The following is a 26,169-nucleotide window of genomic DNA, read 5'->3' on the forward strand; positions in this document are numbered from 1 at the left end:
TTAATATTCTTTAATTAGATTCTACGGGGTCAGCATTAATGCCTAAGTTTCCGCTTGCGACAACAGTATCGTCAGTTGTACTTAAATAAATATTGATATGACTGTCCATTGCTGTTATGTTATCGTAAAATGTGGTATCCGTAATCACATAGAATTTACTGGTATCCAGCTCTCCCGTATTACCGGACACATTGTCCAAGGCAAGCATTGTAGCAGCGCCAGATCCGGCCGCACCATTCATGATCAGTGCAGGGTGTAATAATCCGGGAACGGTATTGTAAAGGGATACTTGCACCAGGGTTTGGTCCAATGTATTTTTCCAAAATACGATTCTACCGTAAACATTGGAGCCTGCAGGGTCTGCTGCATCAATGGTATAGGCCGTGTAGGTCGTTAGTTTACCTCCGCCTTCTGCAGTGGTTAGGATAGGGTCTAATCTTTCTTGTTCGCAAGAGCATAGGCTCACTGCCCATACCAGGATTAATATATGTCTTATATATGTTTTCATAATTGTCTTCTTCTTAAACGGGTTAGCCATGTATTATAAAGTGAACGTTAATCTACCAAAGTAATAGGCGCCAGATGAGCCTTGTTGATAGTTGGAATACAAGTTGAAAGTTCTTAGTTCATATCTTATGATTTCAGGATATTCATTAAAGATGTTATTACCACCAACGGTTAAACTGAATTTATCCGAAATCTTATACGTCACCCCTAGGTCTACAGTAAATTCTGGAGTAAAAAATTGGTCTGCATACCCTGTAGTGCCATCTAATAGGGTTCTGGTTCTACTATCCCTGGTCTGTACGGATCCGTAACGGGTTCCCCTTACCATGGTGGAGAATTTACCAATGGAATAATTTAAGGTCCCAATTAATTTACTACTGGGTGTGCCGGTTTCAAATTGTCCAATAAGCCCTCTGTTTACATAGTTATCCGCCAATTCCTCATCGGTCAAATTCGTATTCAAATCAGGAAGGTTGATCTTTTCAAATTTATTCTCCCTAAATGTTCCGGAAAGTATAACCCCTAATTGGCCATCCCCGATCCTGGTATTGTAATTAACTACGGCTTCAACACCTTTTGTGCTAATATCACCTCCATTAATTCTAAAACTTGCCAAGCCGCTACCAATAATGGGTTCCAAAACCGGTGTGGTACCGGAATTAAATTCCCCCGTCTCAAATATCCTGTCGAAAATATCTATTTTGTAGGCGTCCAGCGTAAAATCAAGTTTGCCAATTTTGGTAGTAAACCCTAAGCTAAAGTTTCTTGAACGTTCTTGCTGTAATTGTCCAATACCCAAGGCATTTGCGGCAGAACTGCTGTTTTGATATAATGTTCCGTCAAAAGGTACCAGGTTTACGAAAAACGTATAACTGTGCGAATAGTTTAATTCCTGTAACGATGGCGCCCTAAAACCACTACTATATGATCCCCTTATTGCAAAATTTTCTCCAATGGAATATCTACCGGCAATTTTGCTAGTGACTACATTTCCAAAATCAGAATAATTTTCTAACCGTAATGCTCCAGAAATAAGGAAATCATCCGTTACATCCAATTCAAGATCTGCATATGCCGCCATTACGGACCTAAAGCTATTACTTTCGTTTTCTGGCGCAAAACCTCTAAAACACTGACAGTTTAACGCATAATTCTTTACCAGTTCCTGGCTTACCCCTGCGTAGGGAAGAACCACCGGTGCTCCCGTTCCATCTACGATCGGCGCTCCGTTTAAATCCTCCAACGGAAAACCATCTGGACCGATCAATGCCTGATTGTCCTCTGTTGCGGTTATAACGCCTGCACTGCCGGCTGTCCAGCTTTCTTCCTGCCCGGCCTCAATGGAATAATTTTCAACTCGCAATTCACCCCCAAAGGCAACGTTCAAGCCAGAAAGAATATCTTCATAGTAATTGGTAAAATCCAAGTTAAGGGAGTTTTGAAGGAAACTATGTGTTCCCAAATTCATTTCTGTTGGGGAACTTTCGCCAATACTTGCGTTCCAAGTATTGAACATGCCATATTTGGCGGAGTTAGTTCCAAAGGTGTTGCTTAGGTCAAATTCATAATCTCCCAACTCACCTGTAATACCGGTAGCCAATGACAAATTATATTGATCGGTATAGATTTGAGGTCTAAATCCGTTTGGAAAAAGTGCAAAACTGGTCCTGTCCGCTTGTGCCGCCCTTCTGTAAAAACAACTGTAGGCATCTGAATATTGATAACCGAAATCACCAAAAGCATAAAAATCAGTACTATCCGTCAATGGGGTTTCCAAATTAAATCCAAAACCCATCAACGTTTTTGCAGGTAACCCGGAGTAAGTGGATACATCTACCTGTTCTATGCCCCTGGCGGCCATTAAGCCTTCTACGGTCGTCAAGGAACTTATTAAACCTGCATCACCACTACCTTGTGCAGCGATCAATTCTGGGTTGGTGATGATAGGATTTCCGTTTACATCGGTTGTTCCATTGGTCAGGTAAAGATCACTGTACAAGGGTGCCCTGTCAATTTCCAATACCGTAGGCCTGATCGTTCTTTCGGACTGACTTAATAATACCGAAGCGTTGAAGTATCCGCCATTTTCAAATCCAACGCCATAGTTGCCATCAAATTGAAAATTGTAACCGTCCCAATCTCCAGACGATCTGTTCAATGCTTTTTCGGCATCGGTCAGGTCAGAATCCCCAAAGTCTGGAGTGGCATTAGGGTAAGCGCCACCTGTAAGGGTGCCCGTAAATTCCCCGGTCCCTTTTTTGAGTACCACGTTGACCACACCTGCAATGGCATCAGAACCATATTGTGCAGATGCACCATCGCGCAATATCTCTATTCTATCTATTCCTATAGAAGGTATAAATTTCATATCCACAGCATTAGAAGGTGTTCCCGTTTGCGATGCAGCAAGAATTGCGGAGGTATGTCTTCTTTTACCATTTACCAACACCAACATCTGGTTTGGGGCCAACCCTCTTAAACTTGGAGGGCTAACAAACGAGGAGAGGTCGCCTCCCCCACTGGTATATGCGGTAAAGGAAGGTGCCGAGGCAGCTAGCATTTGTGACAGATCCTGTTGCGGCATATTTATGGCATCTTTTTTAATATTTATTACGTCTACTGGAACGGGTGTATTCAGTTTGGTCCTGGCGGCACCCCTGGTACCCAGTATTATTGTTTCCGTTAGTTGCTCCGCAGCTTCTTTGAGTGTTACGTTCATTGTTGTTTTTCCATTAACGGGCACTTCAAGTTTTGCATAGCCTATAAAGGAATATAGCAAGGTTGCATTTGCTGCAGCCGTAATGGTGTATTGCCCATCAAAATCAGTAATGACACCGGTGGTTGTGCCTTTTACCATTACGTTTACCCCGGGCAAGGGTCCTTGCGCATCTGATACTTTACCAGATATTGATAATTCCTGCCCATGTGCTACATGCATTACATGTAGCATAAAAAAGGAAAGTATTAGAATTTTCTTCATAATCGAACGAGTTTAGTGGTTTCTCAATAGTTGCCATAAACACCAATCGGTCATCATAAGTATATGAATGCCTTGGGGGAATATGGTATTCGTAAAATGAAAAGTTCCGGATACTTTTTTTTTGCAATATGCCCTGGTTTAAGTGACAGATTGACTTAGACAATATTATAGATTGTTGAAGAATAATAAAAATGGACTGCTTCTATAAGGTGTTGTTTATTAGTTATTTACTGAATGTAAGGTTGATTAAAATTCAGTTTTTTAATGATTATCTGTTTATTTTTTAGCATTTAATCATTTTAACCTGTCGTTTTAGAAGAATATGGATAAATGCTTAAAAGACTGCTTTTTATGAGATCGATAATTTGATTAATTCATTATTAATAAAACGCTATTAATCAACCATTTTATTATCATATTATCACATAAATTTCCATTACTATAAATTAAATTTGTTAAAAAAGGATAAAAGCTTACAATAGTTTAATTGTTTTTTAAATGAAATAGATGAGAAATAAGTTAGATCAGGTAGATTTTAATATTTTAAATATACTGGCGGATAATGCACAGACAGCTTATACCGATGTTGCCAAACAATTAACTATTTCTCCAGGAACCGTACACATGCGCATGAGGAAAATGCGTGATATGGGACTTATTACCGGTGCCACCCTTACTTTGGACTATGCCAAAATGGGATGGAAAATGACTATTTTTTTAGGAATCTTTTTAAGTGAGATAAGTCTATTTAAAAGTGTTATGAAAAAGTTGAACGATATTGAAGAGGTCGTTAAAATTCATCATGTAACCGGCAAATATGATATTTTTATTAAAATGCACGCGCGAGACAGTAACCACTATAAACAAGTATACCAAGATGAAATTTTAAGTGTAGCCGGTATACGTGGTATAGAATCCTTTATTTCCATAGAGGAAAAGGTGGAACGCCATATACAGTTCATTGAGCTACCTTCTTAAATTAGCTTCATATTTTCCGGATCCCAGTTTACCGGTTGTCTTTTATAATAACTTTCGTTTGCCAATAATGCGGCACCTGCGGCCCTAAGCCCAAATTTTGGGTCTTGTATTGTTTTGCCGCCCGTTCTTATACTGGTAAAAAAATTATTAAAATGGTCGTAGTGCGCCCCTTTGTAATCTTTAGGGGCTTGCCATGTTGTTTTTCCGGTCGTTAATTGTGACTTTCGGTCGTTTTCCTGTGCAGCGTATTCTTTTTGTATGTTTTTTTGCATTTCTTCCGTAAAGGATATCATGGAATACCCACCGGGAACCATATTTAGTTTAGATCTATTTACGGTAACGGAATTCTGTCCTATTTCCATTTCACCTTCGGTCCCTATTAATTTGAATCCGCCGCCGCCGCCGCTACCAGCAATAAAATTTATACGAAATGCTGCATTAAAGGGAGAATGGGTGTTGGTTTTGGGGTAATCATATAAAGTAATCGATACATCTGGTACGTTTCTGCCATCTTTCCAATATCTGAGTCCGCCCGTGGCCAAGGCCCTACTGGGTCCATTTGAGCTAATGACGTAATTAAGGGTAGAAAATGCATGAACGAACAAATCTCCAGCAACTCCCGTACCGTATTCTTTGTAATTTCTCCACCTAAAAAAACGAGTAGGTTCAAATGGTACTTTGGGGGCTTTGCCTAAAAAAGTATCAAAGTCTATAGTGTTTGGGTCTGCATCGGTAGGAATGGGGTATTGCCATGCGCCTTCCGCAGAATACCTATCATTGTACATGTCCAACATTACGATATCCCCAATGGCACCATCTTCATAAAGTTCCTTTGCTTTTTCATTTCCTAATGATGACATTCCCTGACTACCGATCTGGCATATTTTACCAGATAGCTTTTGTGCCTTTATTATTTCCTGGCCTTCATTAAAATTTTGAACCATTGGTTTTTCACAATATACATGTTTACCTGCTTTCAGGGCAGCTACGGCAATGGTTTGGTGCCAATGGTCCGGTGTTGCTATAAGTACGGCATCAATATCTTTTAATTCCAAAAGCTCCCTGTAATCCCTAGTAACAAAAAGGTGGTCGCCCCAAAGTTCCTTTGCTCGCTCCAATCTGCCGGTATATAGGTCACATACGGCAACAAGTTTAACCCCATCAACTTTTAGTGCAGATTGGGTGTCGTATATTCCTTGTATTCCAGACCCGATCAGTGCAATGTTTATATGGTCGTTTGCACTATATACCGTATTGTCATAGCTTCTTTTCAGTGCAATTATTTCATCATTGGATGCAGTTAAAATATACGGGGAAGTGCCCAATACAGCTGAAGTTATCGTGGCACGTTTTATAAAGGATCTTCTAGAATTTTTTTTAGTCATAGTTGAAATTGATATTCATTAAGCCATTGATTAAAAATAGGGTTTTTATGGATAGGAACAGTAGCTAGCGGTGATAGCCTTACCGGTAAAGCACTGTTTTTACGTATAGCAATGTTTTTAAAATTTGAACCACTTAGTTTAATTATTTGTGATTTAAATAAGACATTCTTAGTGTAGAACAACGTAATTTTGCAGTCGCTTAAAATAGAACAATGTTTAAGGATTTAATCATAGCGGCACTCTGGAGCATTTCACCATTAGGGGAGGCCAAGGTAGGTATACCTTACGGTCTGCTTAATGGAGTGAACATATATTTAGTATTGGTCGTATGTTTTTTGGCCAACGTAATGGTGTTTCCGATCATGATGTATTTTCTAAATACCATTAATAAATCATTACTGAGATGGCATTTTTATAAAAAGAACGCACTTTTTGTAGCTAGAAGGGCCAAAACCGGTTCTGGTGACCAAATTAAGAAATATGGTTTTTATGGTTTAATATTTTTTGTAATGTTGCCTATACCCGGCACCGGTGTCTATGCCGGTAGTATTGCAAGCTACTTGTTTAAAATAGAACGGAAAAAGGCCTTTTTGGCCAATACCATTGGTATTTTTCTATCCTCTGTAATTGTTTGGGTTACTACCTTGTTGACCATGAAAGGAATGGCGTAATTTTTTTTTAAGGATTTAACCATCTAATTTGTGGATAACTAAAGACGGTTTTCATTTCATTTGGCAATTTCCCCTTTTATTTTTGCCCCTTTTTAAATGCTATGGATATCCTGAAAATTGGTGATAAACTTTATAATGTAGAGCAAAATGGTTTTGACGATTTTGCCAGATATTCCTTTTCAGAAGTAGTTAGTCTAACCGAGACTCTGGCCGTTTTAAAAAATGGTGTTCGCCTAATCAATAGACCTAAACAGTCCTATATTATGGAAGATGTGGGCTACTCCGTGTCGCGTAAAAAAGGTACGCACTGGCATATTGTTTCCTTAAAGGCCATTAGAAATGCACAAATTGAAAATGAGAAAATTAAAATTTTTGATTGGTTTGCTGCCAAACAGTTTACGTTAGAGGAAAAACGAAAAATCTATGAGATGTTCCATGCTGAAAAAAGTAAGTAGGGTTTACCTTTTATAAAATGAAGAGGTAAGAATTTAAATGGGCGTACAATTATTGAAAAACCTTTATTATCTTTACAGCGTTGTGTTGTGCCTCAGACAACAATTGAGGCAATTGTGTTTATCGGTTTTGACCGGTAATACCCAATGAAAGGCTTTCCATAATGGGAGGCTTTTTTTGTTTAGGCCAGTTTATGAATAGCATAATGAATCAATGATGCGGCCAATTTAGCGGTTTGATCATCTATATCATATTTAGGGTTAAGCTCTACCACATCCAGGGCCATTAATTTTTCCGACTCTATAATTAATTTTAAACTTTTAAGGACAATGTCAGGTGAAAACCCCATGGGAGATGCTGCACTTACCCCAGGGGCATAAGCAGACGAAAAACCATCCAGATCAATGGTAGTATACAGGTAGTCCACATCTTCTATAAATTGTATCAAACGGAGTTCCACATGTTCTGCATGTGTCATACAAAAGTATTTGCGCTGAAGGTAAAAGGCCTGGTTTGCTTCGGCAAAATCATAAAGATCTTTTGTATTGGCATCTTTTCTTACCCCTAGGGCCAGATATTTAAATGGTGTACCCTGTACCCTATGCTCCATGGCCAGTTGGTAAAATGGAGTGCCTGAATTGTTACCATCCGTATTGGGTCTTAAATCAAAATGTGCATCAAAATTGATAATGCCAATGGTCTTGTTTTTTGGAAGATGCTGCAACAAGCCATGATAGTGGCCATAGGCAAGATCATGACTACCCCCTAATATAATCGGAATGGTATTGTTGTCCAAGAACATCTTTACGGTATTGGATAACTGTTTTTGTAAGTTCTCCAATTCCTGACCATTACATTCTAGGTTGCCAAAATCCAACAATTTGGTTTCTTGAGTTAGATGATTGGGCATTTTACCCAATTGTTTTCTAATAGAATCCGGACCAAATTTGGCACCAACCCTACCTTGGTTTCTGCGTACGCCTTCATCACTACTATAGCCTAATAACGCAAAGGTCTTATGAGAGTTGAATGGAAATTTGGATGTAATGTTGGAGAGTTCCACTTTTTCATTCAAGTATAATTGATGGCCAGACGACCTGCCTATCCAGTTTTCTTTTTTTGGAAGTTTATAGTTTGACATATTTTCCTGAATAATTTAAATCAGTTTTACGAACTATAAAATCTCGACTGTGCCAAAGTTTTTGGCACAGGGGGGAACGAGAAGATTTTAATCATATACTACTATAACGTAAATGTAGTAAAAATCTTACATTTTTATCATTGTTTGTGATTTATGTATTTGTAATTATTTGTTTTTTAGAGCATTAAAAAACCTAAAATTTAAAATAAATTTTCTAAGAGTTCCTTATGTACCAAGTTAGGCAAAGTTATTTTAAGCGTAGGGGTTCGTGCCATTTCTCGTTGTATGGCAAAAATAGCCTCATCGTTTCTGGCCCAACTGCGCCTTGATATTCCATTGTTGACATCAAAGAACAACATATTGTTTAGTTTACGTTCCGCATCGGCCGAGCCGTCTAGTACCAATCCAAAACCACCGTTCATAACTTCTCCCCAGCCAACGCCACCTCCATTGTGAATAGAGACCCATGTAGCACCTCTAAAACTATCTCCTATTACGTTGTGGATAGACATGTCCGCGGTAAACCTACTACCATCATAAATATTACTGGTTTCCCTATATGGCGAATCAGTACCGCTTACATCATGATGATCCCTTCCTAAAATTACGGGTGCGGACAACTCCCCATTTGCAATGGCAGTATTAAATGCCAATGCAATTTTGGCCCTTCCTTCGGCATCAGCATAAAGTATACGTGCTTGGGAACCAACTACTAGTTGATTTTGTTCTGCTTCCTGTATCCATTTAATATTGTCCTGTAGTTGTTGTTGGATTTCCTTTGGAGCCGTTTCCTTAATTTCTTGCATAACATTTAAAGCAATGGCATCGGTCTTTTGAAGATCGTGCAAATTTCCAGAGGCACAGACCCACCGGAACGGACCAAAACCATAATCAAAGCACATAGGGCCAAGAATATCCTGAACGTATGATGGATATTTGAAATCAATCTTGTTTTCTGCCATTACATTGGCACCTGCGCGTGATGCTTCCAATAGAAATGCATTGCCATAATCAAAGAAATATGTGCCCTTTGCTGCATGAAGGTTTATAGCGTCCGCATGTCTGCGCAAGGATTGCCGTACTTTTTCCTTGAAAACTTGGGGGTTTGTGCCCATCATGTCGTTTGCTTCCGCAAACGTTAGTCCAACGGGGTAATACCCGCCTGCCCAAGGATTGTGTAGCGATGTTTGATCAGATCCTAGATGAACGTACATGTTTTCCGAGTAAAAGCGTTCCCATACCTCTACTACATTCCCAATATATGCCAAGGATACCACTTCCTTTTGCTGGACCGCCTTATGAGTGCGGTTTACAAGAATGTCCAAATCATCAATTAGCTCATCTACCCAACCTTGCTCGTATCTTTTAGTGGCTGCTGCCGGATTCACTTCTGCGCAAATGGTAATGCATCCGGCTATGTTGCCCGCTTTTGGTTGTGCACCGCTCATACCCCCTAATCCAGCGGTAAGAAATATTTTTCCTTTTGGAGATTCATCGGCCTTTAATACTTTTCTAAATGCATTCATGACCGTAATTGCCGTGCCATGGACAATTCCCTGCGGACCAATATACATAAAGGAACCCGCTGTCATTTGTCCGTATTGTGTTACGCCCAATGCATTGAACTTTTCCCAATCATCTGGTTGGGAATAATTGGGAACCATCATACCATTTGTAACTACTACCCTTGGTGCATCCTTGGATGAAGGAAATAGGCCCATTGGGTGACCGGAATACATGTGCAAGGTTTGTTCATTGGTCATTTCTGACAGGTATTGCATGGTCAGTAGGTATTGCGCCCAATTTTGAAAAACGGCTCCATTGCCCCCGTAGGTAATCAGTTCTTGGGGATGTTGTGCCACGGCGGGGTCCAGATTATTCTGTATCATCAGCATTATGGCCGCTGCTTGTGCTGTTTTAGCGGGATATTCTTCTATAGAACGCGCATACATCTTATAGTCAGGTTGAAAACGGTACATATAAATACGGCCATATGTTTTAAGTTCTTTGGCAAATTCCGGCGCCAAAGTAGGATGCCATTTGGACGGAAAATAACGGAGTGCATTTCTGATCGCCAATCGTTTTTCTTCAACCGTTAAAATATCCTTGCGTTTGGGCGGATGGCTGAGATGCAATGAACGCTCCTTTTTTGCAGGGAGATCATTAGGTATGCCCATTTGTATGTGTTCTCTAAAATCCATTCCTTATATTTTGTTCCACGTATGTAATAAAACGTGCAGTATTAAATGATAAAATTGCTAATATGTACTAGTTTATAATAGCTGTAGGCTAATTATGTTTGTCATAAACCAGCGAACCGTTTTTCCAAACCATGCAGGGTTTTAAATTGCCTTGGTTATATAAAATATCTTGATAATTACTTGTATGGAATACAGCTAAATCTGCCAAACCACCTTCTTTTAATATACCTCTATCGGTAAGGTTTAAAGCTGCTGCGGCTCTAAAAGTAATACCGGCAAGAACTTCTGTATTGGTCAGTTTTTCAAAAGTTCCTAAAATACTGGCCTGGGTAAGTAAATCGCCCATGGGAGCAGAACCAGGATTATGGTCGCTTGCAATGGCCAAAGCACCACCGGCATCAAGAATTTTTCGTGCAGGGGCAAAAGCGCACCCTAAACCTATTGAAGCTCCTGGTAATGCGGTAGCTATAGTAGTACTGTTAGCAAGAAGGTGTACTTCTTTATCTGTACTTGCTTCTAAGTGGTCTGCACTTATTGCATGGAAATCTATGGCGACCTTGCTTCCGCTTGTGGTAAACTGGTCCGCATGTACGGTAATATGAAAACCCATCTGCTTTGCAGTTTCAAAATAGGGTTGTACCTGTACTGGGCTAAAGGCACTTTGCTCAATAAAGGCATCAATACGATTGGCGAGTTGTTCTTTTAGAAGTATTGGAAAAAGTTTCTTGCTCATCTCATTAAGATATTCTACTTCCGTACCCTTAAAATCCTTGGGTAACATATGTGCTGCTAAGCATGTAGGTACCAAATCTGCCAATGCTTCAATATTAGCGATTTTAATAGCCCTTAACATTTTTAATTCCTCATTGACCGTTAGACCATAACCACTTTTAACTTCAATGGTAGTCGTACCATTTTTTAAATGACGGTTGGCCAATTTTATGGTACTCTTTACCAATTGTTCTTGGGTGGATTTTCTTGTTTGGGTTACAGTGTCCCAAATACCCCCGCCAGATTTTGCAATCTCTAGATATGAACTGCCTGCATTGCGCATAGCATAGTCATTGGCGCGCGAACCCCCAAAACAAATGTGGGTATGGCAATCTATAAAACCTGGTACACATACATGGTTACCTTTTAAATGGTGAATATGGGCATGGGTATATATTGCCTTAAGCGATTCAAAAGTTCCGATCGCTATAATATGTTCGTTTTTTAAAACAATGCCACCATCTGCAATGATGGACAATTGACTATCGTTTAATGCACCTTTCAACGGTAGTCCCGTCATTGGTATAATTTGTTTAAAGGGACCTATCAGTGTTATTTTTTCCATAGCATCAATATACTTCGAATTCATTTGAATATTTGGTCGTTAATGAAATGCCATGTTCTTTTTGAACACGTTCCACTACTTTTAATATGGTTTTGTTACGGATCATTTGAATGCCTTTTTCAATGTCATTGGCAAAAACACGGTCCTTACAGGCAAATGGGACTTGATCACGTACAGCATTGTGCACTTCGTCAAGAAATATTCCAGATTTTAAAGGTTTTCTAAATTCAAAGGCTTGTGCCGCGGTGAGTAATTCAATGGCGAGAATTTTCTCTACATTACCAAGTACCTGTAATGCCTTTCTACCACCAATGGAACCCATGCTCACATGATCTTCTTGGCCCAATGATGTAGGTATGCTGTCTGCACTGGATGGAAAGCACAATCCTTTATTCTCACTTGCTAGTGCTGCTGTGGTATACTGCAAAATCATGTAACCGGAATTTATACCCGTATCTTTCATTAGTAATTTAGGTACTCCAGGGCTGTTACCTTCCAAAGCTAAATAAATGCGCCTATCTGAAATATTGCCAATTTCAGATACAGCTAGGCAGGCATAGTCCAAGGCCATTGCCAAGGGCTGGCCGTGAAAATTACCTCCGCTTATGGTCAGTTCCTTATTTATAATGACCGGGTTGTCCGTAACGGAATTCAATTCAACTTCTACCAGTTCCTTTAAGTGCAGCCATGTGTTACGTGATGCACCATGTACTTGGGGAATACACCTAATGGAGTAGGGGTCCTGTACTTTTTCACAATCAATATGATCTTCCATGATTTCAGAACCTTTCAATAATTTTTTTACCCTTTTGGCAACATGGATATTTCCTTTAAACGGACGAAGGGCATGAAGCTCGTTGTAAAAGGGTTTAACCGAACCTTGGAGGCCTTCTATCATCATGGCTCCAATTATATCGGCCTGCGCGAGCAAGGCATGAAATTTTGCCACAACCTTAACGGCGTGCGCCGCTATAAATTGGGTACCGTTAATTAACGCCAATCCTTCTTTTGGACCTAGGGCAATAGGTTTTAACCCGGTTTTTTTGAACAAGATTTCAGAGGTAATGATTTCATTGTTATAGGAAACTTTACCTAACCCAATTAAAGGTAGAAACAAATGGGACAAAGGCGCTAAATCTCCCGATGCCCCAACAGAACCTTGGGACGGTACAACCGGTATGGCATTGTTTTCTATATGCCAAATAATTCGCTCCAAGGTGTTCAATGCTATACCGGAATATCCTTTGGCCAACGACTGTGCTTTTAAGATGAGCATAAGTTTTGCGATGTCTTTATCAATAGGCTTGCCTACCCCAACACTATGGCTTTGAAGAATGTTGGATTGTAATACACTGGTTTCAGATTTGGATATTTTAGTGGTACACAATGGTCCAAAACCGGTATTGATGCCATAGACTGGATGTCCTTTGTCTACAATTTGCTGAACGATGTTCCAGCTTTTGCTGATTTTTTTGACAGCTTCATCCGTAATGATCAATGAGGTGTTTCCTTTGGCAATGGATAAAGCCTTTCCTACGGTCAACCAATCTTCTCCCAATTTAAATATCTGTTCGCTCATAGTTTTGACGTCTCAAGATTTAATTTAAAATTAATACCTATTTTTAATAATCGGTAATATCAATTTTATCATCAATTCATTACTATGGGTAATCAAATAGAGCTACGTCATCTCACATATTTTCTGGCGGTAGCACAAGAGTTACATTTTAGAAAAGCGGCGGAAAAATTGTTTATTTCCCAGCCGGGATTAAGTAGGCAGATCAAGCAAATGGAGGAAATATTAGAGACCCAACTCTTTGAGCGTAACAAGAAAAAAGTTTCCTTGACCCCTGCCGGGCATTACTTAAAGAAGGAGGTTACCTATATATTTAATCACTTGGAAAAAGTTGAACGTCAATTAAAATTAGTTGGCGATGGCAATAGTGGCGAGCTGCGAATAGGTTTTTTAGGTTCTGCCATGCAAGAGGTCATACCCAAACTATTACTAAAGATCAAAGAGGTCTATCCAAATGTAAAATCATCATTGGAAGAGCTGACCAATACGGCACAAGTAGATGCCGTGCTCAACGATCGGCTTGATATGGGTTTTGTGCGCCTATCTCGTGTACCGAATACCTTGAGGATGGAAACGGTGTTCAAGGATACTTTTTCTTTAGTATTGCCTGAACGTTATCCAATGATTACAAGGGAATTTGAAGGTATGCACCAATTTAGCAATGATGAGTTTATACTTTTTAGTCAAGCGTATAGCCCTTTATATTATGACACCATCATGAGTATTTGTCAAGATGCAGGTTTTATACCTAAAGTTTCGCATAAATCCGTTCATGCGCATACCATTTTTAAGTTGGTGGAAAATCATATGGGAATTGCCATTGTACCTACTGCGCTACAAAACGGTTTTCAAATGCGGGTAAAGTTCATTGAGTTAAAGAATATACCCCAACGTGCAGAGTTGTCCGTTATCTGGAAAAAGGAACATACAAATCCTGTTTTAAAAAACTGTATGGAATTATTGATCGGTAAATAGGCGTTGTGAGCGTCAAGGCTGCTCATTTTAATATTTGTCTAACAGTTGGTTTATTGCCTATGCCTTAATTTTACCTATAAATTATAACAATGATATTTGATCTAATAAAAAAAAGACGTTCTATTTTTCCAGTACAATATAATAATACACCAATTGCAAAGGCAGATATTGAAAAGGTGCTGGAGTCCGCCAATTGGGCCCCTAACCATAAGTGCACGGAACCATGGCGATTTAAGGTCATTCAGGGAGAGGCAAAAGCACGTTTGGGGACATTTATGTCAAAGAAATACCAAGAATTGGACCCCAAGCCAAAAGCAATGAAAATAAAAAAGTTGCAGGAAAATCCACAAAGTGCCAGTGCCATAATCGCCATTTGTATGCAAAGGGACCTAAAAGAGTCCTTGCCAGAATGGGAGGAGGTTGCTGCAGTAGCCATGGCCGTACAGAATATGTGGTTACTATGTACAGAAATGGGTATTGGCTCTTATTGGTCTTCACCGGGACTCATAAAATACATGGATGAGTTTTTTACCTTGAACGAAGGCGAAAAATGTTTAGGCTTTTTCTATATGGGCAATTTTGATGGAGAATTACCAGAAGGAAAACGTAATTCCATTACCTTAAAAACCAAATGGATCGATCATTGATATTAATTGAAATACGGAAACAAGGCCTCTTTATGCTCCCAAGCCCGTGATATAAATAGGCCCAAGTAGACTATGGCAACCAGAAACTTTATAAAGGTACCGGTCAAAAAACCTAAAAATGAACCAAAGGCCGCTTTCGTAGCGGTTTTTTTATCCGCCTTGTTCAGTAATTCGCCTACTAGTGCCCCAATAAATGGCCATATAATAATACCAAAGGGTCCCAGTATTGGAAATATAAGGGCTACCACCAGGCCTATAGTGGTGCCGATTACCCCCGCTTTAGTACCTCCAAATTTTTTGGTACCCATGGCAGGGATGATATAATCCAGCGCAAAAACAAGTAATGCAATGACCAAGGTTATACCTAAAAATGTCCAGTTCATGGAAATTGCTTTGGTCATATAAAGCAGTAACAAACCAATCCAACTAATTGGTGGGCCCGGTAAAACGGGTAAAAAACTGCCAAGGATACCTATAAGCATAAAGATAAACCCCAGAACTAATAAAACTATATCCATTTAAATTCTATTCATTGTTATCCATAAGACTAAGATAAGTCTCAATTGTTACATGGAGTTTCTACTATATTCAATTTTTTTAACTAAAACATTAGTTTAAACTAAAACTTTAGTTATATTTGAAAAACAAACTAAAACTTTAGTTGAATGAAACAGTTGACAAAAGCAGAAGAAGAGGTGATGCAAATCTTATGGCAATTGGGAAAAGGTAACGTAGCTTCCATTATAGAAAAATTACCGGAACCCAAGCCCGCTTATAATACAATTTCTACCATTGTGCGTATTTTGGAAAGCAAGGGTTTTGTAGACCATGAACAAGCAGGTAGGGGGCATATCTATTTTCCCTTGGTCAAGAAAACGGACTATAGCAACCAATCTATTACCCAATTGGTAGATAATTATTTTCAAGGTTCCTTTAAGAGTATGGTGTCTTTCTTCATGAAGAAGAATGATATGAGCCTAACAGAACTGGAAGCTGTTATGAAGGAGATTAAAAAAACGGAAGATGCCATTAACGAAAAGTCCAAATAATTACTAAAACAACCATCATATGTTACAATTTGTTCTAGAATGTATTGCTTTTCAATTACTGTTTTTGGTGATTTATGACTTCTTTCTAAAGCGGGAGACCTTTTTTCAATGGAACCGGGTATACCTTTTGGCAACATTTATACTTTCCTTGGTATTACCGTGGGTGAAAATAGAGGCATTTAAGCAACAGATGCCACAAAACCTTGTTATGTATCCAGAACTATGGTGGAACTTTCAAAAACCGGAAATAACGGCTACCGCTATAGACGAGCCATTTTTTAATATTACCTGGCAAGAGGGCCTTTTATATGGAGGAATGTTGGTAGCTTTTGTGTTGTTTCTGCTGAAATTAGGGCAACTGCATCTCTTGAAAAAACATGGTAAAAAGATAAAATATCCGGAGTTCACTCAAATTATCATTAGTAATAGTACCATGGCTTTTTCATTTTTCAAATCCATTTTTTTGGGCGATAAGGTAGTGGCCAAAAAACATGATACCATTATTGCACATGAATTGGTCCATATAAGACAAGGCCATACGTGGGATCTTTTATTTTTTGAAATCATGCGAATCATTGCATGGTTTAATCCTTTGGTTTACGTATACCAAAACAGAACGGCAGAGCTTCACGAATTTATTGCCGATGCCCAAGTTAGTAAAGAGCAACAGCCCGCTCATTACCAACAGTTGCTGGCTCAGGTATTTGAAACGGAACATATATCATTCATCAATCAATTTTTTACAAAATCATTAATCAAAAAACGAATAGTCATGTTACAAAAATCAAAATCAAAAAAAGTCTGGCAGTTGAAGTATTTATTATTGGTACCTATGGTCATGGGGATGTTATTTTATACATCTTGTGAATTAGATGCTACGTTGTCTGAAAAGAATGATATCACATTAAATGATCAAGAATTAATCGATAAAGTATCTTCAGAATTAACAAACCTATCTATAGAGAGTTCTAATGTTTTTTCTTCCGGATTAATGCAAAAATATTATGAAGAAGATGAAATATTAACCAAAGAGGAATTTTTTAAAGTAAACCTTTTTATTAATAAAATGCTTACAGAGTCAAATTTACAAACTCAAGAAAATTCCTCTACAGCTGTTGATATGGGTTTAGGAAATCCTACAACCGAAAAGTATCTTGTTTATGTTGCTAAAATAAAAGCTTTTAAATTGTTAGATCCTAATTTAAAAGCTTCGGTATCGGCGTTTAAAAAGAATATACGACTTATTTCAAAAGAAGATAAAAATCTAGGTCCCGGTGAATTTATTACAGTCCGTAATGTTTCTAAATTGACTTCTGTGGAATTAATGAAAATCAATGGCATGTTAGAAAGTCTGGAAGAGGCTTCGCAAAAAAACCTCAGTATATTTTTACAAGATAATACCTATATATTTCAAATTTTCAAAAAGACTTATGTGGTTGACTTTAATGTTTTAGTAGAGGATGTTGAACTTGTTGAGAACAAGGAAGTTCCGTTTGCAATTGCTGACCAAGTCCCAATTTTTCCAGGATGTGAAAATGCTTCGGATAAGCGAAGCTGTTTTAATGATAAAATTCAACTTCATATCAGTAAAAATTTCAGGTATCCAATTGAAGCTCAAGAGGCAGGTTTACAGGGCAGGGTAAGTGTTATGTTCATGATTACTAAAGAGGGGGCAATAGAAAATATTCGTTTAAGGGGTCCCGATAAATTATTGGAAGATGAGGTAGAGCGTATTATAAAACGATTACCTAATATGACCCCCGGTAAGCATCAAGGAAATGCGGTAAATGTTCCTTTTTCTATTCCTGTTACTTTTAAATTAAAGTAGGTGAAAGTCGTAGCATTGCTAATTGTTGGTATACATATGGTAGTTGCCGGTGCCCAAACGCCGATAAATGCCACTGCAGATAGTCTGTATATGTTAGGTGATTACACCAAAGCCATTAACGAATATGCCAAATTAGAAGGCGGTGTTGCGGGGCTTCAAATTGCAAGAAGCTACAATGCAATTGGTAATTATGAAAAAGCTATTATTCAATATGAAAGTCTTACTTCAGCAAATTCAACCAACCAGTTGGCCCTGTTTGAACTTGGTAAGCTTCTTCTAAAAACAAATGAGCATACCAAAGCTACAAAGGTCTTTATGCAACTTGTTGGCCTTAATGCGGTAAATCCAGAATATCAATATTACCTAGGTGAAGCTAAAAGAAAGGATGATAATGTAGCTGCGAGTATTAAGCATTATAAAAAAGCAATTGCTATAGATGAAACTCATTTAAGAAGTCTATTTCAACTTGCCAAATATTATACCGTCAAGCAAGAGCGGGACAAAGCGCTTGATTACATTGAAAGGGGTTTGGATCTTTATGCAAACGATGTGTCTTTGATTAATCTTAAAGCTTTGGTATTATATAATGACTATCAGTATAAAAACGCTATACCTTGGTTTGAGAACGTTTTGGAGCTGGGGGAAACCAAGGATTACGTGTATGAAAAGTTGGCCGATAGTTATTATCATAATTGGGAATTTACAAAGGCCAAAGACACCTATAAAATTTTATTAGGTCGCGATGATAAAAATTCCCAAACCTATTTTGGATTGGCAAAGGTCTATGAAAAGGAGAAAAAACTAGACAGTGCAAAGTTGTTCATTAATAGGGCAATGGATGTTCAAAAACCAATTTTTGCACAAGGATATAGTGCATTAGCTGAAATTGCAAGACAACAAGATGATATTAATGAAGCCTTTTTCTATTATGAAATGGCTTATAAAGAAAATTCTCAAGATGCCCGTATTTTCTATAACGTATGTACTACATACGATAATTCTGGAACAGAACCTGAAAAGAAATTGGCCTACTATGAAAAATTCTTAAAGGAGTTTCCAAACGAACACCCCTTTTATTATGAAACTGTAAAAAAACTTATCAAGGAACTAAAGGAACAAATCCATTTTTCCAAAGATTAAACTCCCTAAAAAATCGTAATTTCCCCTTTAGAATAGGAGTGATGAAACGATATTTGCCCTTCTTGATAATTACTTTTTTAAGTTCTTGCACCTTCTTTGAATCCAAAGAAAAGAGAACCCAAGAGCTTATTAATGAAGAATTGGGACAAATAGACTGGAACACGGTAGATTCCTATCCTTTTTTCTATACCTGTGACGAATCTGCTTCCAAAGCAGAACAAAAAATATGCTTTGAGGAAACATTGATTTCCCATTTTCAGGAAACCTTAAATGATTTTGAATTTACCTTGACCGACGCGGAAAGTGAAACGGTAAATGTAATTTTCGTAATAGATACCTTGGGTGAAATTAAAGTTGTTGATATTGAAAAAGATGCATCTGTACTGGATCAAATGCCAGAATTTGATGGTATTATTACGCAAAGCTTAAAGAATCTTCCTAAACTTGCACCCGCTTTAAAACAAGCAAAACCGGTAAATTCCAAATACCGTATTCCGGTACAATTAAATACAAATTAAGCATTTTGGCTAACGAAAAAATAATATTGGGAATTGACCCGGGAACAACGATAATGGGTTTTGGACTCATAAAAGTTGTAAATAAAAAAATGGAGTTTCTTCAAATGAACGAACTGCTGCTTCAAAAGTACAATGACCCCTATACCAAACTTAAGCTTATTTTTGAACGTACCATTGAGCTAATAGACACCTATCACCCAGATGAAATTGCTATAGAGGCGCCCTTCTTTGGCAAGAACGTACAATCTATGCTGAAATTGGGCCGTGCACAAGGTGTAGCCATGGCTGCAGGTCTTTCACGTCAAATACCTATTACGGAATATCTTCCTAAAAAGATTAAAATGGCCATAACCGGTAACGGAAACGCCAGTAAGGAACAGGTCGCTAAAATGTTACAAAGCATGTTAAACCTGAAATCTCTTCCCAAAAACCTGGATAGTACAGATGGACTGGCCGCTGCAGTATGCCATTTTTATAATGAAGGCCGGGTTGAGATCGGTAAAAGTTATACCGGTTGGGATGCTTTTGTAAAGCAGAATGAGAAAAGGGTGAAAAGAAATTGACAATTAGCAATAAACACTAATTAATTAGCAATGAATAATGAAAACCCTCTTTTAAGTAAATCTTATGATTTCGCTTTACAAATTATTAAACTAAATCAGAAGCTAGTGAATAATAAGGAATATGTTTTATCTAAACAACTTTTAAGAGCTGGAACATCCATAGGTGCAAATATTGCTGAGGCTAATGGAGCAATTTCAAAAAAAGATTTTTCTGCGAAAATTTCAATTGCCTATAAAGAAAGTTTAGAAACCAAATATTGGCTAAATCTTTTAAGAGATTCAGAATATATTGAATTAACAATCGCGAACAGATTACTTGAAAGAGCAGATGAACTTTCCAAAATAATGTTTGCTATACTTAAATCAACAAGGATTAAAAAACCAGAGTAATTGTTAACTGTTTATTGCTAATTGTTAATTGATCATATGAGCGGAATCTACATTCACATTCCATTTTGTAAGCAAGCGTGCCACTATTGTGATTTTCATTTTTCTACCTCAATGGGAAAAAAGGAGGCAATGGTAAAAGCATTAGCTAAGGAAGTGGAAATGCGAAAAAATGAGTTCTTGGCTGAAACGGTAGAGACTATTTATTTTGGAGGAGGTACCCCATCCGTTCTACAGACCGATGAAATAGAGCATATATTGAATGCGGTGCGTACGAATTATAATGTTATAGATAATCCTGAAATTACCTTAGAAGCCAATCCCGATGATTTATCCGAAGAAAAAATTTTACAATTGGCAGCAAGTTCAATAAACCGGTTAAGTATAGGGATTCAATCGTTTTTCGAGGAAGATTTAAAATTGATGAATAGGGCACATAGTGCCAATGAGGCGGAGAAATGTCTAAAATTAGCAACCGAGTATTTCGATAATATTTCAATCGATTTAATTTACGGTATGCCCAATATGAACGTCGTACGTTGGAAAAAAAATATAGATAAAGCACTCCATTATGATATTCCGCATATATCTAGTTACGCGTTGACGGTAGAACCTAAAACTGCACTTGCCAAATTTGTTGACCAAGGCCTGGTAACACCCGCAAGTGATGAAGAAACTCAAGAACATTTTAATCTTTTGAACGAAACGCTTGTAGAGGCTGGCTATGATTGCTATGAAATTTCCAATTTTGGTAAACCGGGGTATTACTCAAAGAATAATTCGGCCTATTGGCAGCAGAAAAAATATATTGGCATTGGTCCGTCCGCACATTCATTTGATGGTGTACGCAGGGGGTGGAACATTAATAATAACCCTAAGTATATTAAAGCGATCAACACCGGTATTTTGCCTATAGAAATAGAAGTCCTTTCTACCACTGATAAATACAATGAGTATATCATGACCGGACTACGAACCATTTGGGGGGTATCGCTACATAGAATTGCAACTGAATTTGGAGAAAAATATAAAGAATATGCGTTATTACAAGCGGAGAAATATATAGCGGAGCACTTGCTGTTTTTTGACGGAGAAGTCTTAAAAACTACTAAAAAGGGTATGTTTTTGGCAGACGGTATTGCATCGCACCTGTTTATGGTCAATTTAAAATAGGTTGTTCTTACCCTAAATTCCATTATATAGATAAAAACCGATTAGAAAATCTTCCCATAAACCATTTGGTGAATATAAGATTTTCAAATTAGGGCCATCTTCAGCCTTTGTTATCGGAAACAGGTTAAAATGTTGTAATTTTCTGCATTGAATCAACCAGCTATAATCAACGATCACCGGTCCATTTGAAAATGAAAGCAATAATTCATCATAACCACAAGGAATACCAAATTGACCTTTCTGAACCGTTAGATATCTCCATTGCAATATCCGGCAATGATAAGAACGTAAATGCCTGGTATGTAGGACCTCCAAAAATAGCACCACATGTTGATGGCAACTTTGTAGGGGCCATAGCAAGTGGGTCTTCTACTAATTTTTTTGACATTAATTTTAATCCGCATGCCCATGGTACCCATACGGAATGCATAGGTCATATTTCCAAGGAACACCAGTCTATAAATCAGCAGGTACATCAATTCTTTCATTTTGCAGAATTGATTACGATTACACCGCAAGAAAAAAATGGGGATTTGGTCATCACTAGACAACAAGTAGTAGAGTCCATGAATGCCAACCGGCCCCAAGCGTTGATCATACGTACATTACCCAATAGTAGTGACAAGCTATACCGAAAATACTCACATACCAATCCACCTTATATCTTAGAGGATGCCATGGAATATATACGGGATTCAGGAGTGGAACATCTATTAATAGACCTACCTTCTGTAGATAAGGAAAAAGATGATGGAAATCTTTTGGCACACAAAGCTTTTTGGAATTATAACGGGAAAACACGATTGAGGGCAACCATAACGGAGTTTGTCTATGTAGAAGATGCCATTAAGGATGGTCCCTACTTTTTAAACCTTCAAATAGCCCCTTTTGAAAATGACGCAAGTCCCAGTAGACCGGTAATGTATAAAATTTTATAATTATGAAAAACCTATTAAAACTTGAAGAAGTAACACTTATGGTACTGGGCATATTTATGTTTGGTCTGTTAGGGTATTCATGGTGGTGGCTGCCGGCCTTGATCTTGGTTCCGGATGTTTCTATGGTTGGTTATCTCTTTGGTTCCAAAGTAGGGGCGGTATGTTATAATATTGCGCACCATAGGGGCGTAGCGGTACTTTTATATTTTGTAGGTATCTATTTTATGTTGCCCATTGTGCAATTAATAGGTACAATTCTTTTCATCCATACGGCCATGGACCGTATCTTTGGGTACGGACTTAAATATGAAAAAGGATTTAAGTTTACCCACTTGGGTGAAATAGGAAACACAAATGGATAATATATTCGATACATTTTTAGGTTTAATATTAGGAGCCATTGGTACGTATTGGGTCTTTACCTTTTTTAAGGGAAAGAAATCCAAGGAGATTACAACGCATCAATCTACGGTATTGTTGGAAAAAATGAAAAGTGTATGTAAGCTCATTTCCATTGAAGGTGATTTTGCGGAAATCTATAAGTATGAAAATGTAAAGGATTTCATGAGCTTGGTCAGTAGTAAGAAAAAGGCCTTGGTCGTCATTAAGGCTAAGGCACATATAGGGTATGATTTGAATAAATTAATGATGCACGCAGACGAAGAAAAAAAGTTGATCGTTTTGGATAATTTTCCGCAACCAGAAGTGTTGAGCATTGAGCCTGAACTGGAATTTTATGATATTAAAAGCGGGTTTTTCAATTTTTTTGTACCGGAAGATTTGACCAGGTTGAACGCTGAGGCCAAAACCCATATCCGCGAGAAAATCCCAGAAAGTGGACTTATGGAGAGTGCACGTAAAGAGGCACTGCAAACAGTACTGATCATGGAAAAAATTGTAGAGACCATAGGGTGGAAATTAGATTATACCGCACTAAAGATTCCACAACGGCAAATAGAAAAGTTAGAGCAGTAACCATAACCTATTATTATTTAAAAATGAAAAACATAATTTGTATTCTTGCAATAACCTTAATGACCAATTTTAGTTTTGGTCAAAATGAAAATGAAATGACAACTTTTGATTCCAACTTTACGCACACGGTATTTTTCTGGCTGAAAAATCCGGACAATGCCGCTGACCGCACTGCATTTGAAACTTCTTTAAAGAAATTTTTGGACAACTCCGGTTATGCCAAGACCAAATTTATTGGTACTCCTCCAAAAGCAAGTAGAGATGTTGTAGATGGTTCCTTTACCTATTCCTTAATTGTAACTTTTGAATCTGATGAGGCTCAGCAAGCTTACCAGGATGAAGCACCTCATAAATTGTTCATAGAGGAATCTAGCGACCTGTGGTCCAAGGTAATCGTTTACGATTCTAAGGGTATTTAAAATTAATTTGTGGTGGTTTTTAGAAATGCAGTTGATACAGATGCAAGGGCTATCGCAAATTTACATGCCTTAAGTTGGCAAAAACACTATAGGCAATCTTTTAGTGCGCATTTTTTAGATGTTGAGGTTTTTGACGAACGAATAAGGGTTTGGCAGAAAAGGTTTCAAAATCCTAAAAATACACAGCATATTCTTTTGGCAGTAGAAAAGGACCGTCTATTGGGGTTTATTTGTTCCTATTTTGATGAACACCCAGTGTACGGCACGTACTTGGATAATTTGCATGTAAACAGTCAAGAAAAAGGCAAGGGCATTGGCACACAATTAATGTGCAAACTAGCAGAAGAAATCCTGATCGGAAAATATAGTCATGGATTTTATCTTTGGGTATTGACCACGAACAAACCGGCAATATCATTTTATGAACGATTAGGAGGTAAGGCAATGGATACCGTCAAGGCAGATGATATAGGAGATACTATCTTTTACAAGACAAGATATGTTTGGAGCAATATGCAGGATTTCTTGAATTTAGCAAGGTCAAAAACAACGACTAACTAGACGTATTGATCCATTTTGTTTAATGGAATAAAAGTTAGGATTATATAAAAGGTTTAAGGAAAGAAGTACAACGTACATGGTACAATGTATCTTTCACTAAGCACAATAAGCATTCTTTACTGGGTACTAAATACTAACCTTTATATACTAAATTGCAATGAACATTGAAGAATTTAGGGAGTACTGCTTAGCTAAAAAAGGAGTAACTGAGGGCTTTCCGTTTGATGAAAAAACTTTGGTATTTAAAGTAATGGGCAAAATGTTCGCAGTATGTGGTCTTGAGCGCATACCCTCACAGGTTAATCTCAAGTGCGACCCAGATAGGGCCATTGAACTTCGTGAGACACATGACGGTATTATTGAAGCTTGGCACATGAGTAAAAAGCATTGGAACACTGTGTATTTGGAAAGCTTGCCGCCAAATTTTATTAAGGAACTTATTGATGATTCCTATCACTTGGTAGTCTCCAAGTTTACCAAGAAGTTAAAGGCTGCTTTAGATGCACTTTAAAAAATCTTGAATATTTCATTTGTAAAGCCCATTTACTCACTCAAATGGGGTGTTCGCTCATTGTTGTTTTTATACGTTAATTAAATTTTAGTACTTGATAGTGCAAGTAAAATGCACTATTTATGAAAAACCATAGATTACCTCAAGAAGTTAACGCTGGCTCAATGGCGGATATCGCATTTTTATTGTTGATATTTTTTTTGGTCACCACTACCATAGATAATGATGAAGGCTTAAATCGATTAATGCCTCCGGAAAATGAGGATATTATAGATATTAAGCAGCGGAACATTTTTAAAATCGTCATTAATGACAATGATCAAATATTGGCAGAAGACGATATAATTGACCTTGAAAATCTTAAAGGCCAAGTAATCTCTTTTATTGATAATGGAGGGTTATCTGCAGATCATGATGATTTTTGTACGTATTGTAAAGGAGACCGCTTGGAGGATTCTTCGGAAAACCCTTCAAAGGCAATTATATCCATCAAGTCATCAAGAAATACTAGTTATCCTGTTTATGTAGCCGTCCAAAATGAGGTTGTTGCGGCATACAACCATTTAAGAAATAGGGAAAGTTTAAGAATGTTCGGCATTTCTTTCGAAGCAATACATAGAGAATATTTCAGCGAGGAAATAAAAAACGATAAGAAAGAAATACTAAAGGACCGTCTTGAAATCATCAGGGAACTCTTTCCCCAAAAAATTCTAGAACCAGAATCCATAAATAATTAAGATTATGATCAAATTTAAAAAAAACATAAACAGAACGCTTCCGCCCGTGTCCACGGCATCCTTACCTGATATTGTTTTTATTCTGCTATTTTTCTTTATGACGGTAACCGTAATGAAAAACCAAAACCTTTTGGTAGCCAATACATTGCCAAAAGCTACCGAATCTGAAAAGTTACATAAGAAGGATCGTGTCATAGAAATATATGTAGGTAAGCCTACCAATGATGGGAACAATAGTTTAGGGAGTGAACCAAGGATTCAAATGGAGGACAGATTTATTTCCTTAAATGAGGTTGAGGATTATGCCCTACAGGCATTGGTGAAAATGCCAGAACATTTAAGGGGTGTGGCAACAGTTTCCCTTAAGGCCGATGTGGGTGTTAAAATGGGTATTATAGAGGATATAAAGAAAAAACTAAGGTCTATAAATCTGTTTAAAATAAATTATACGACTTATCAAGGAAATGTATTTGATAATTTGGATCATAGTCAATAAACCAATTGTCACTACATTTTTACA

Annotated in this window: 28 protein-coding genes; 20 read left to right on the forward strand and 8 right to left on the reverse strand. The window is 37.8% G+C overall.

The genetic code is table 11. The features are described from left to right. Positions 1-10 precede the first annotated feature (10 nt). Together CHB68_RS02220 and CHB68_RS02225 are read right to left on the reverse strand one after the other, a co-directional pair. Complete coding sequence (locus CHB68_RS02220; protein ID WP_143815161.1) at positions 11-508, reverse strand: hypothetical protein; 498 nt, start codon at positions 506-508, stop codon at positions 11-13. A 33-nt stretch (positions 509-541) separates the two neighbouring features. After that, the gene (locus CHB68_RS02225; RefSeq protein ID WP_089259125.1) at positions 542-3,487 is read right to left on the reverse strand and encodes a TonB-dependent receptor; all 2,946 of its coding nucleotides are present in this window, start codon (positions 3,485-3,487) and stop codon (positions 542-544) included. A gap of 507 nt (positions 3,488-3,994) precedes the next feature. On the opposite strand from CHB68_RS02225, the gene CHB68_RS02230 reads away from it, so the two are divergent. Beyond that, positions 3,995-4,465: an Lrp/AsnC family transcriptional regulator gene (locus tag CHB68_RS02230; RefSeq protein WP_089259127.1), complete on the forward strand. Its 471-nt coding sequence runs from the start codon at positions 3,995-3,997 to the stop codon at positions 4,463-4,465. Here CHB68_RS02230 and CHB68_RS02235 read toward each other — a convergent pair. Continuing rightward, on the reverse strand, positions 4,462-5,850 hold the full coding sequence (locus CHB68_RS02235) for a Gfo/Idh/MocA family protein (protein ID WP_089259129.1): 1,389 nt from the start codon (positions 5,848-5,850) through the stop codon (positions 4,462-4,464). The two genes, CHB68_RS02230 and CHB68_RS02235, sit on opposite strands and share 4 nt — an antisense overlap. Before the next feature lie 212 nt (positions 5,851-6,062). Between CHB68_RS02235 and CHB68_RS02245 the strand changes: the two genes are divergently transcribed. After that, positions 6,063-6,521 (forward strand): COG2426 family protein, encoded by a 459-nt coding sequence (locus tag CHB68_RS02245; protein WP_089259133.1) that lies wholly within the window; start codon positions 6,063-6,065, stop codon positions 6,519-6,521. Between the two features lie 101 nt (positions 6,522-6,622). After that, entirely contained in the window at positions 6,623-6,976 is a 354-nt protein-coding gene (locus tag CHB68_RS02250) for a pyruvate kinase (RefSeq protein ID WP_089259135.1), read from the forward strand. Positions 6,977-7,155: 179 nt separating this feature from the next. Here the strand turns inward: CHB68_RS02250 and hutG are convergent, their stop codons facing one another. From hutG to hutH, 4 genes are all read right to left on the reverse strand, one after another. Then, positions 7,156-8,115 carry a formimidoylglutamase gene (gene hutG, locus CHB68_RS02255; protein ID WP_089259137.1) on the reverse strand — a complete coding sequence of 320 codons (960 nt, stop codon included), beginning with the start codon at positions 8,113-8,115 and terminating at the stop codon, positions 7,156-7,158. 200 nt (positions 8,116-8,315) lie between these two features. Beyond that, positions 8,316-10,316 (reverse strand): urocanate hydratase, encoded by a 2,001-nt coding sequence (locus CHB68_RS02260; protein WP_089259140.1) that lies wholly within the window; start codon positions 10,314-10,316, stop codon positions 8,316-8,318. An 88-nt stretch (positions 10,317-10,404) separates the two neighbouring features. Then, a complete protein-coding gene (gene hutI / locus CHB68_RS02265; protein WP_245838757.1) occupies positions 10,405-11,676 on the reverse strand; it encodes an imidazolonepropionase in 1,272 nt (423 codons plus the stop codon). Next, a complete protein-coding gene (hutH, locus tag CHB68_RS02270; protein WP_089259142.1) occupies positions 11,657-13,231 on the reverse strand; it encodes a histidine ammonia-lyase in 1,575 nt (524 codons plus the stop codon). Before hutH ends, hutI begins: the two co-directional genes overlap by 20 nt. An 84-nt stretch (positions 13,232-13,315) precedes the next feature. On the opposite strand from hutH, the gene CHB68_RS02275 reads away from it, so the two are divergent. Both CHB68_RS02275 and CHB68_RS02280 read left to right on the forward strand, forming a co-directional pair. After that, positions 13,316-14,203 (forward strand): LysR family transcriptional regulator, encoded by an 888-nt coding sequence (locus tag CHB68_RS02275; protein ID WP_089259144.1) that lies wholly within the window; start codon positions 13,316-13,318, stop codon positions 14,201-14,203. Between the two features lie 89 nt (positions 14,204-14,292). Beyond that, positions 14,293-14,850 carry a nitroreductase family protein gene (locus CHB68_RS02280; RefSeq protein WP_089259146.1) on the forward strand — a complete coding sequence of 186 codons (558 nt, stop codon included), beginning with the start codon at positions 14,293-14,295 and terminating at the stop codon, positions 14,848-14,850. A gap of 2 nt (positions 14,851-14,852) precedes the next feature. Here the strand turns inward: CHB68_RS02280 and CHB68_RS02285 are convergent, their stop codons facing one another. Beyond that, the gene (locus CHB68_RS02285; RefSeq protein WP_089259148.1) at positions 14,853-15,368 is read right to left on the reverse strand and encodes a DUF456 domain-containing protein; all 516 of its coding nucleotides are present in this window, start codon (positions 15,366-15,368) and stop codon (positions 14,853-14,855) included. A gap of 147 nt (positions 15,369-15,515) precedes the next feature. Here CHB68_RS02285 and CHB68_RS02290 point away from each other — a divergent pair, with 147 nt between their 5' ends. The 15 genes from CHB68_RS02290 (at position 15,516) to CHB68_RS02365 (ending at position 26,145) form a co-directional block, all read left to right on the forward strand. After that, the gene (locus CHB68_RS02290; protein ID WP_089259150.1) at positions 15,516-15,899 is read left to right on the forward strand and encodes a BlaI/MecI/CopY family transcriptional regulator; all 384 of its coding nucleotides are present in this window, start codon (positions 15,516-15,518) and stop codon (positions 15,897-15,899) included. A gap of 19 nt (positions 15,900-15,918) precedes the next feature. Beyond that, positions 15,919-17,727 (forward strand): M56 family metallopeptidase, encoded by a 1,809-nt coding sequence (locus tag CHB68_RS02295; RefSeq protein WP_089259152.1) that lies wholly within the window; start codon positions 15,919-15,921, stop codon positions 17,725-17,727. Beyond that, a complete protein-coding gene (locus CHB68_RS02300; protein WP_089259154.1) occupies positions 17,728-18,867 on the forward strand; it encodes a tetratricopeptide repeat protein in 1,140 nt (379 codons plus the stop codon). 41 nt (positions 18,868-18,908) lie between these two features. Then, positions 18,909-19,385, forward strand: coding sequence for a hypothetical protein (locus CHB68_RS02305; protein WP_245838759.1), 477 nt, complete (start codon positions 18,909-18,911; stop codon positions 19,383-19,385). A 5-nt stretch (positions 19,386-19,390) separates the two neighbouring features. Beyond that, positions 19,391-19,948 (forward strand): crossover junction endodeoxyribonuclease RuvC, encoded by a 558-nt coding sequence (gene ruvC / locus CHB68_RS02310; RefSeq protein WP_089259158.1) that lies wholly within the window; start codon positions 19,391-19,393, stop codon positions 19,946-19,948. 30 nt (positions 19,949-19,978) lie between these two features. Continuing rightward, positions 19,979-20,338: a four helix bundle protein gene (locus CHB68_RS02315; protein WP_089259160.1), complete on the forward strand. Its 360-nt coding sequence runs from the start codon at positions 19,979-19,981 to the stop codon at positions 20,336-20,338. 36 nt (positions 20,339-20,374) lie between these two features. Then, positions 20,375-21,508 (forward strand): radical SAM family heme chaperone HemW, encoded by a 1,134-nt coding sequence (gene hemW, locus CHB68_RS02320; protein WP_089259162.1) that lies wholly within the window; start codon positions 20,375-20,377, stop codon positions 21,506-21,508. Between the two features lie 191 nt (positions 21,509-21,699). Beyond that, positions 21,700-22,446 carry a cyclase family protein gene (locus tag CHB68_RS02330; protein WP_089259166.1) on the forward strand — a complete coding sequence of 249 codons (747 nt, stop codon included), beginning with the start codon at positions 21,700-21,702 and terminating at the stop codon, positions 22,444-22,446. Between the two features lie 2 nt (positions 22,447-22,448). Further along, complete coding sequence (locus CHB68_RS02335; RefSeq protein WP_089259168.1) at positions 22,449-22,808, forward strand: DUF4260 domain-containing protein; 360 nt, start codon at positions 22,449-22,451, stop codon at positions 22,806-22,808. Then, a complete protein-coding gene (locus CHB68_RS02340; RefSeq protein ID WP_089259170.1) occupies positions 22,801-23,421 on the forward strand; it encodes a DUF4230 domain-containing protein in 621 nt (206 codons plus the stop codon). Before CHB68_RS02335 ends, CHB68_RS02340 begins: the two co-directional genes overlap by 8 nt. A gap of 23 nt (positions 23,422-23,444) precedes the next feature. Beyond that, entirely contained in the window at positions 23,445-23,840 is a 396-nt protein-coding gene (locus CHB68_RS02345) for a Dabb family protein (RefSeq protein ID WP_089259172.1), read from the forward strand. A 9-nt stretch (positions 23,841-23,849) separates the two neighbouring features. Beyond that, on the forward strand, positions 23,850-24,401 hold the full coding sequence (locus CHB68_RS02350; protein ID WP_089259174.1) for a GNAT family N-acetyltransferase: 552 nt from the start codon (positions 23,850-23,852) through the stop codon (positions 24,399-24,401). 157 nt (positions 24,402-24,558) lie between these two features. Further along, a complete protein-coding gene (locus tag CHB68_RS02355; RefSeq protein ID WP_089259176.1) occupies positions 24,559-24,912 on the forward strand; it encodes an MmcQ/YjbR family DNA-binding protein in 354 nt (117 codons plus the stop codon). Positions 24,913-25,034: 122 nt separating this feature from the next. Next, positions 25,035-25,649, forward strand: a complete 615-nt coding sequence (locus tag CHB68_RS02360) for an ExbD/TolR family protein (RefSeq protein ID WP_089259178.1) — start codon at positions 25,035-25,037, stop codon at positions 25,647-25,649. A gap of 4 nt (positions 25,650-25,653) precedes the next feature. Continuing rightward, positions 25,654-26,145 (forward strand): ExbD/TolR family protein, encoded by a 492-nt coding sequence (locus CHB68_RS02365; RefSeq protein ID WP_089259180.1) that lies wholly within the window; start codon positions 25,654-25,656, stop codon positions 26,143-26,145. The last annotated feature ends 24 nt before the right edge of the window (positions 26,146-26,169 follow it).

Origin of the sequence: Maribacter sedimenticola (assembly GCF_900188415.1) — a bacterium.
Lineage (GTDB): Bacteria > Bacteroidota > Bacteroidia > Flavobacteriales > Flavobacteriaceae > Maribacter > Maribacter sedimenticola.

Coding starts and splice junctions, on each gene's coding strand:
- CHB68_RS02220 (WP_143815161.1), bottom strand. CDS start 508: ATGAAAACATATATAAGACATATATTAATCCTGGTATGGGCAGTGAGC.
- CHB68_RS02225 (WP_089259125.1), bottom strand. CDS start 3,487: ATGAAGAAAATTCTAATACTTTCCTTTTTTATGCTACATGTAATGCAT.
- CHB68_RS02230 (WP_089259127.1), top strand. CDS start 3,995: ATGAGAAATAAGTTAGATCAGGTAGATTTTAATATTTTAAATATACTG.
- CHB68_RS02235 (WP_089259129.1), bottom strand. CDS start 5,850: ATGACTAAAAAAAATTCTAGAAGATCCTTTATAAAACGTGCCACGATA.
- CHB68_RS02245 (WP_089259133.1), top strand. CDS start 6,063: ATGTTTAAGGATTTAATCATAGCGGCACTCTGGAGCATTTCACCATTA.
- CHB68_RS02250 (WP_089259135.1), top strand. CDS start 6,623: ATGGATATCCTGAAAATTGGTGATAAACTTTATAATGTAGAGCAAAAT.
- hutG (WP_089259137.1), bottom strand. CDS start 8,115: ATGTCAAACTATAAACTTCCAAAAAAAGAAAACTGGATAGGCAGGTCG.
- CHB68_RS02260 (WP_089259140.1), bottom strand. CDS start 10,316: ATGGATTTTAGAGAACACATACAAATGGGCATACCTAATGATCTCCCT.
- hutI (WP_245838757.1), bottom strand. CDS start 11,676: ATGAATTCGAAGTATATTGATGCTATGGAAAAAATAACACTGATAGGT.
- hutH (WP_089259142.1), bottom strand. CDS start 13,231: ATGAGCGAACAGATATTTAAATTGGGAGAAGATTGGTTGACCGTAGGA.
- CHB68_RS02275 (WP_089259144.1), top strand. CDS start 13,316: ATGGGTAATCAAATAGAGCTACGTCATCTCACATATTTTCTGGCGGTA.
- CHB68_RS02280 (WP_089259146.1), top strand. CDS start 14,293: ATGATATTTGATCTAATAAAAAAAAGACGTTCTATTTTTCCAGTACAA.
- CHB68_RS02285 (WP_089259148.1), bottom strand. CDS start 15,368: ATGGATATAGTTTTATTAGTTCTGGGGTTTATCTTTATGCTTATAGGT.
- CHB68_RS02290 (WP_089259150.1), top strand. CDS start 15,516: ATGAAACAGTTGACAAAAGCAGAAGAAGAGGTGATGCAAATCTTATGG.
- CHB68_RS02295 (WP_089259152.1), top strand. CDS start 15,919: ATGTTACAATTTGTTCTAGAATGTATTGCTTTTCAATTACTGTTTTTG.
- CHB68_RS02305 (WP_245838759.1), top strand. CDS start 18,909: ATGAAACGATATTTGCCCTTCTTGATAATTACTTTTTTAAGTTCTTGC.
- CHB68_RS02315 (WP_089259160.1), top strand. CDS start 19,979: ATGAATAATGAAAACCCTCTTTTAAGTAAATCTTATGATTTCGCTTTA.
- hemW (WP_089259162.1), top strand. CDS start 20,375: ATGAGCGGAATCTACATTCACATTCCATTTTGTAAGCAAGCGTGCCAC.
- CHB68_RS02330 (WP_089259166.1), top strand. CDS start 21,700: ATGAAAGCAATAATTCATCATAACCACAAGGAATACCAAATTGACCTT.
- CHB68_RS02335 (WP_089259168.1), top strand. CDS start 22,449: ATGAAAAACCTATTAAAACTTGAAGAAGTAACACTTATGGTACTGGGC.
- CHB68_RS02340 (WP_089259170.1), top strand. CDS start 22,801: ATGGATAATATATTCGATACATTTTTAGGTTTAATATTAGGAGCCATT.
- CHB68_RS02345 (WP_089259172.1), top strand. CDS start 23,445: ATGAAAAACATAATTTGTATTCTTGCAATAACCTTAATGACCAATTTT.
- CHB68_RS02355 (WP_089259176.1), top strand. CDS start 24,559: ATGAACATTGAAGAATTTAGGGAGTACTGCTTAGCTAAAAAAGGAGTA.
- CHB68_RS02360 (WP_089259178.1), top strand. CDS start 25,035: ATGAAAAACCATAGATTACCTCAAGAAGTTAACGCTGGCTCAATGGCG.
- CHB68_RS02365 (WP_089259180.1), top strand. CDS start 25,654: ATGATCAAATTTAAAAAAAACATAAACAGAACGCTTCCGCCCGTGTCC.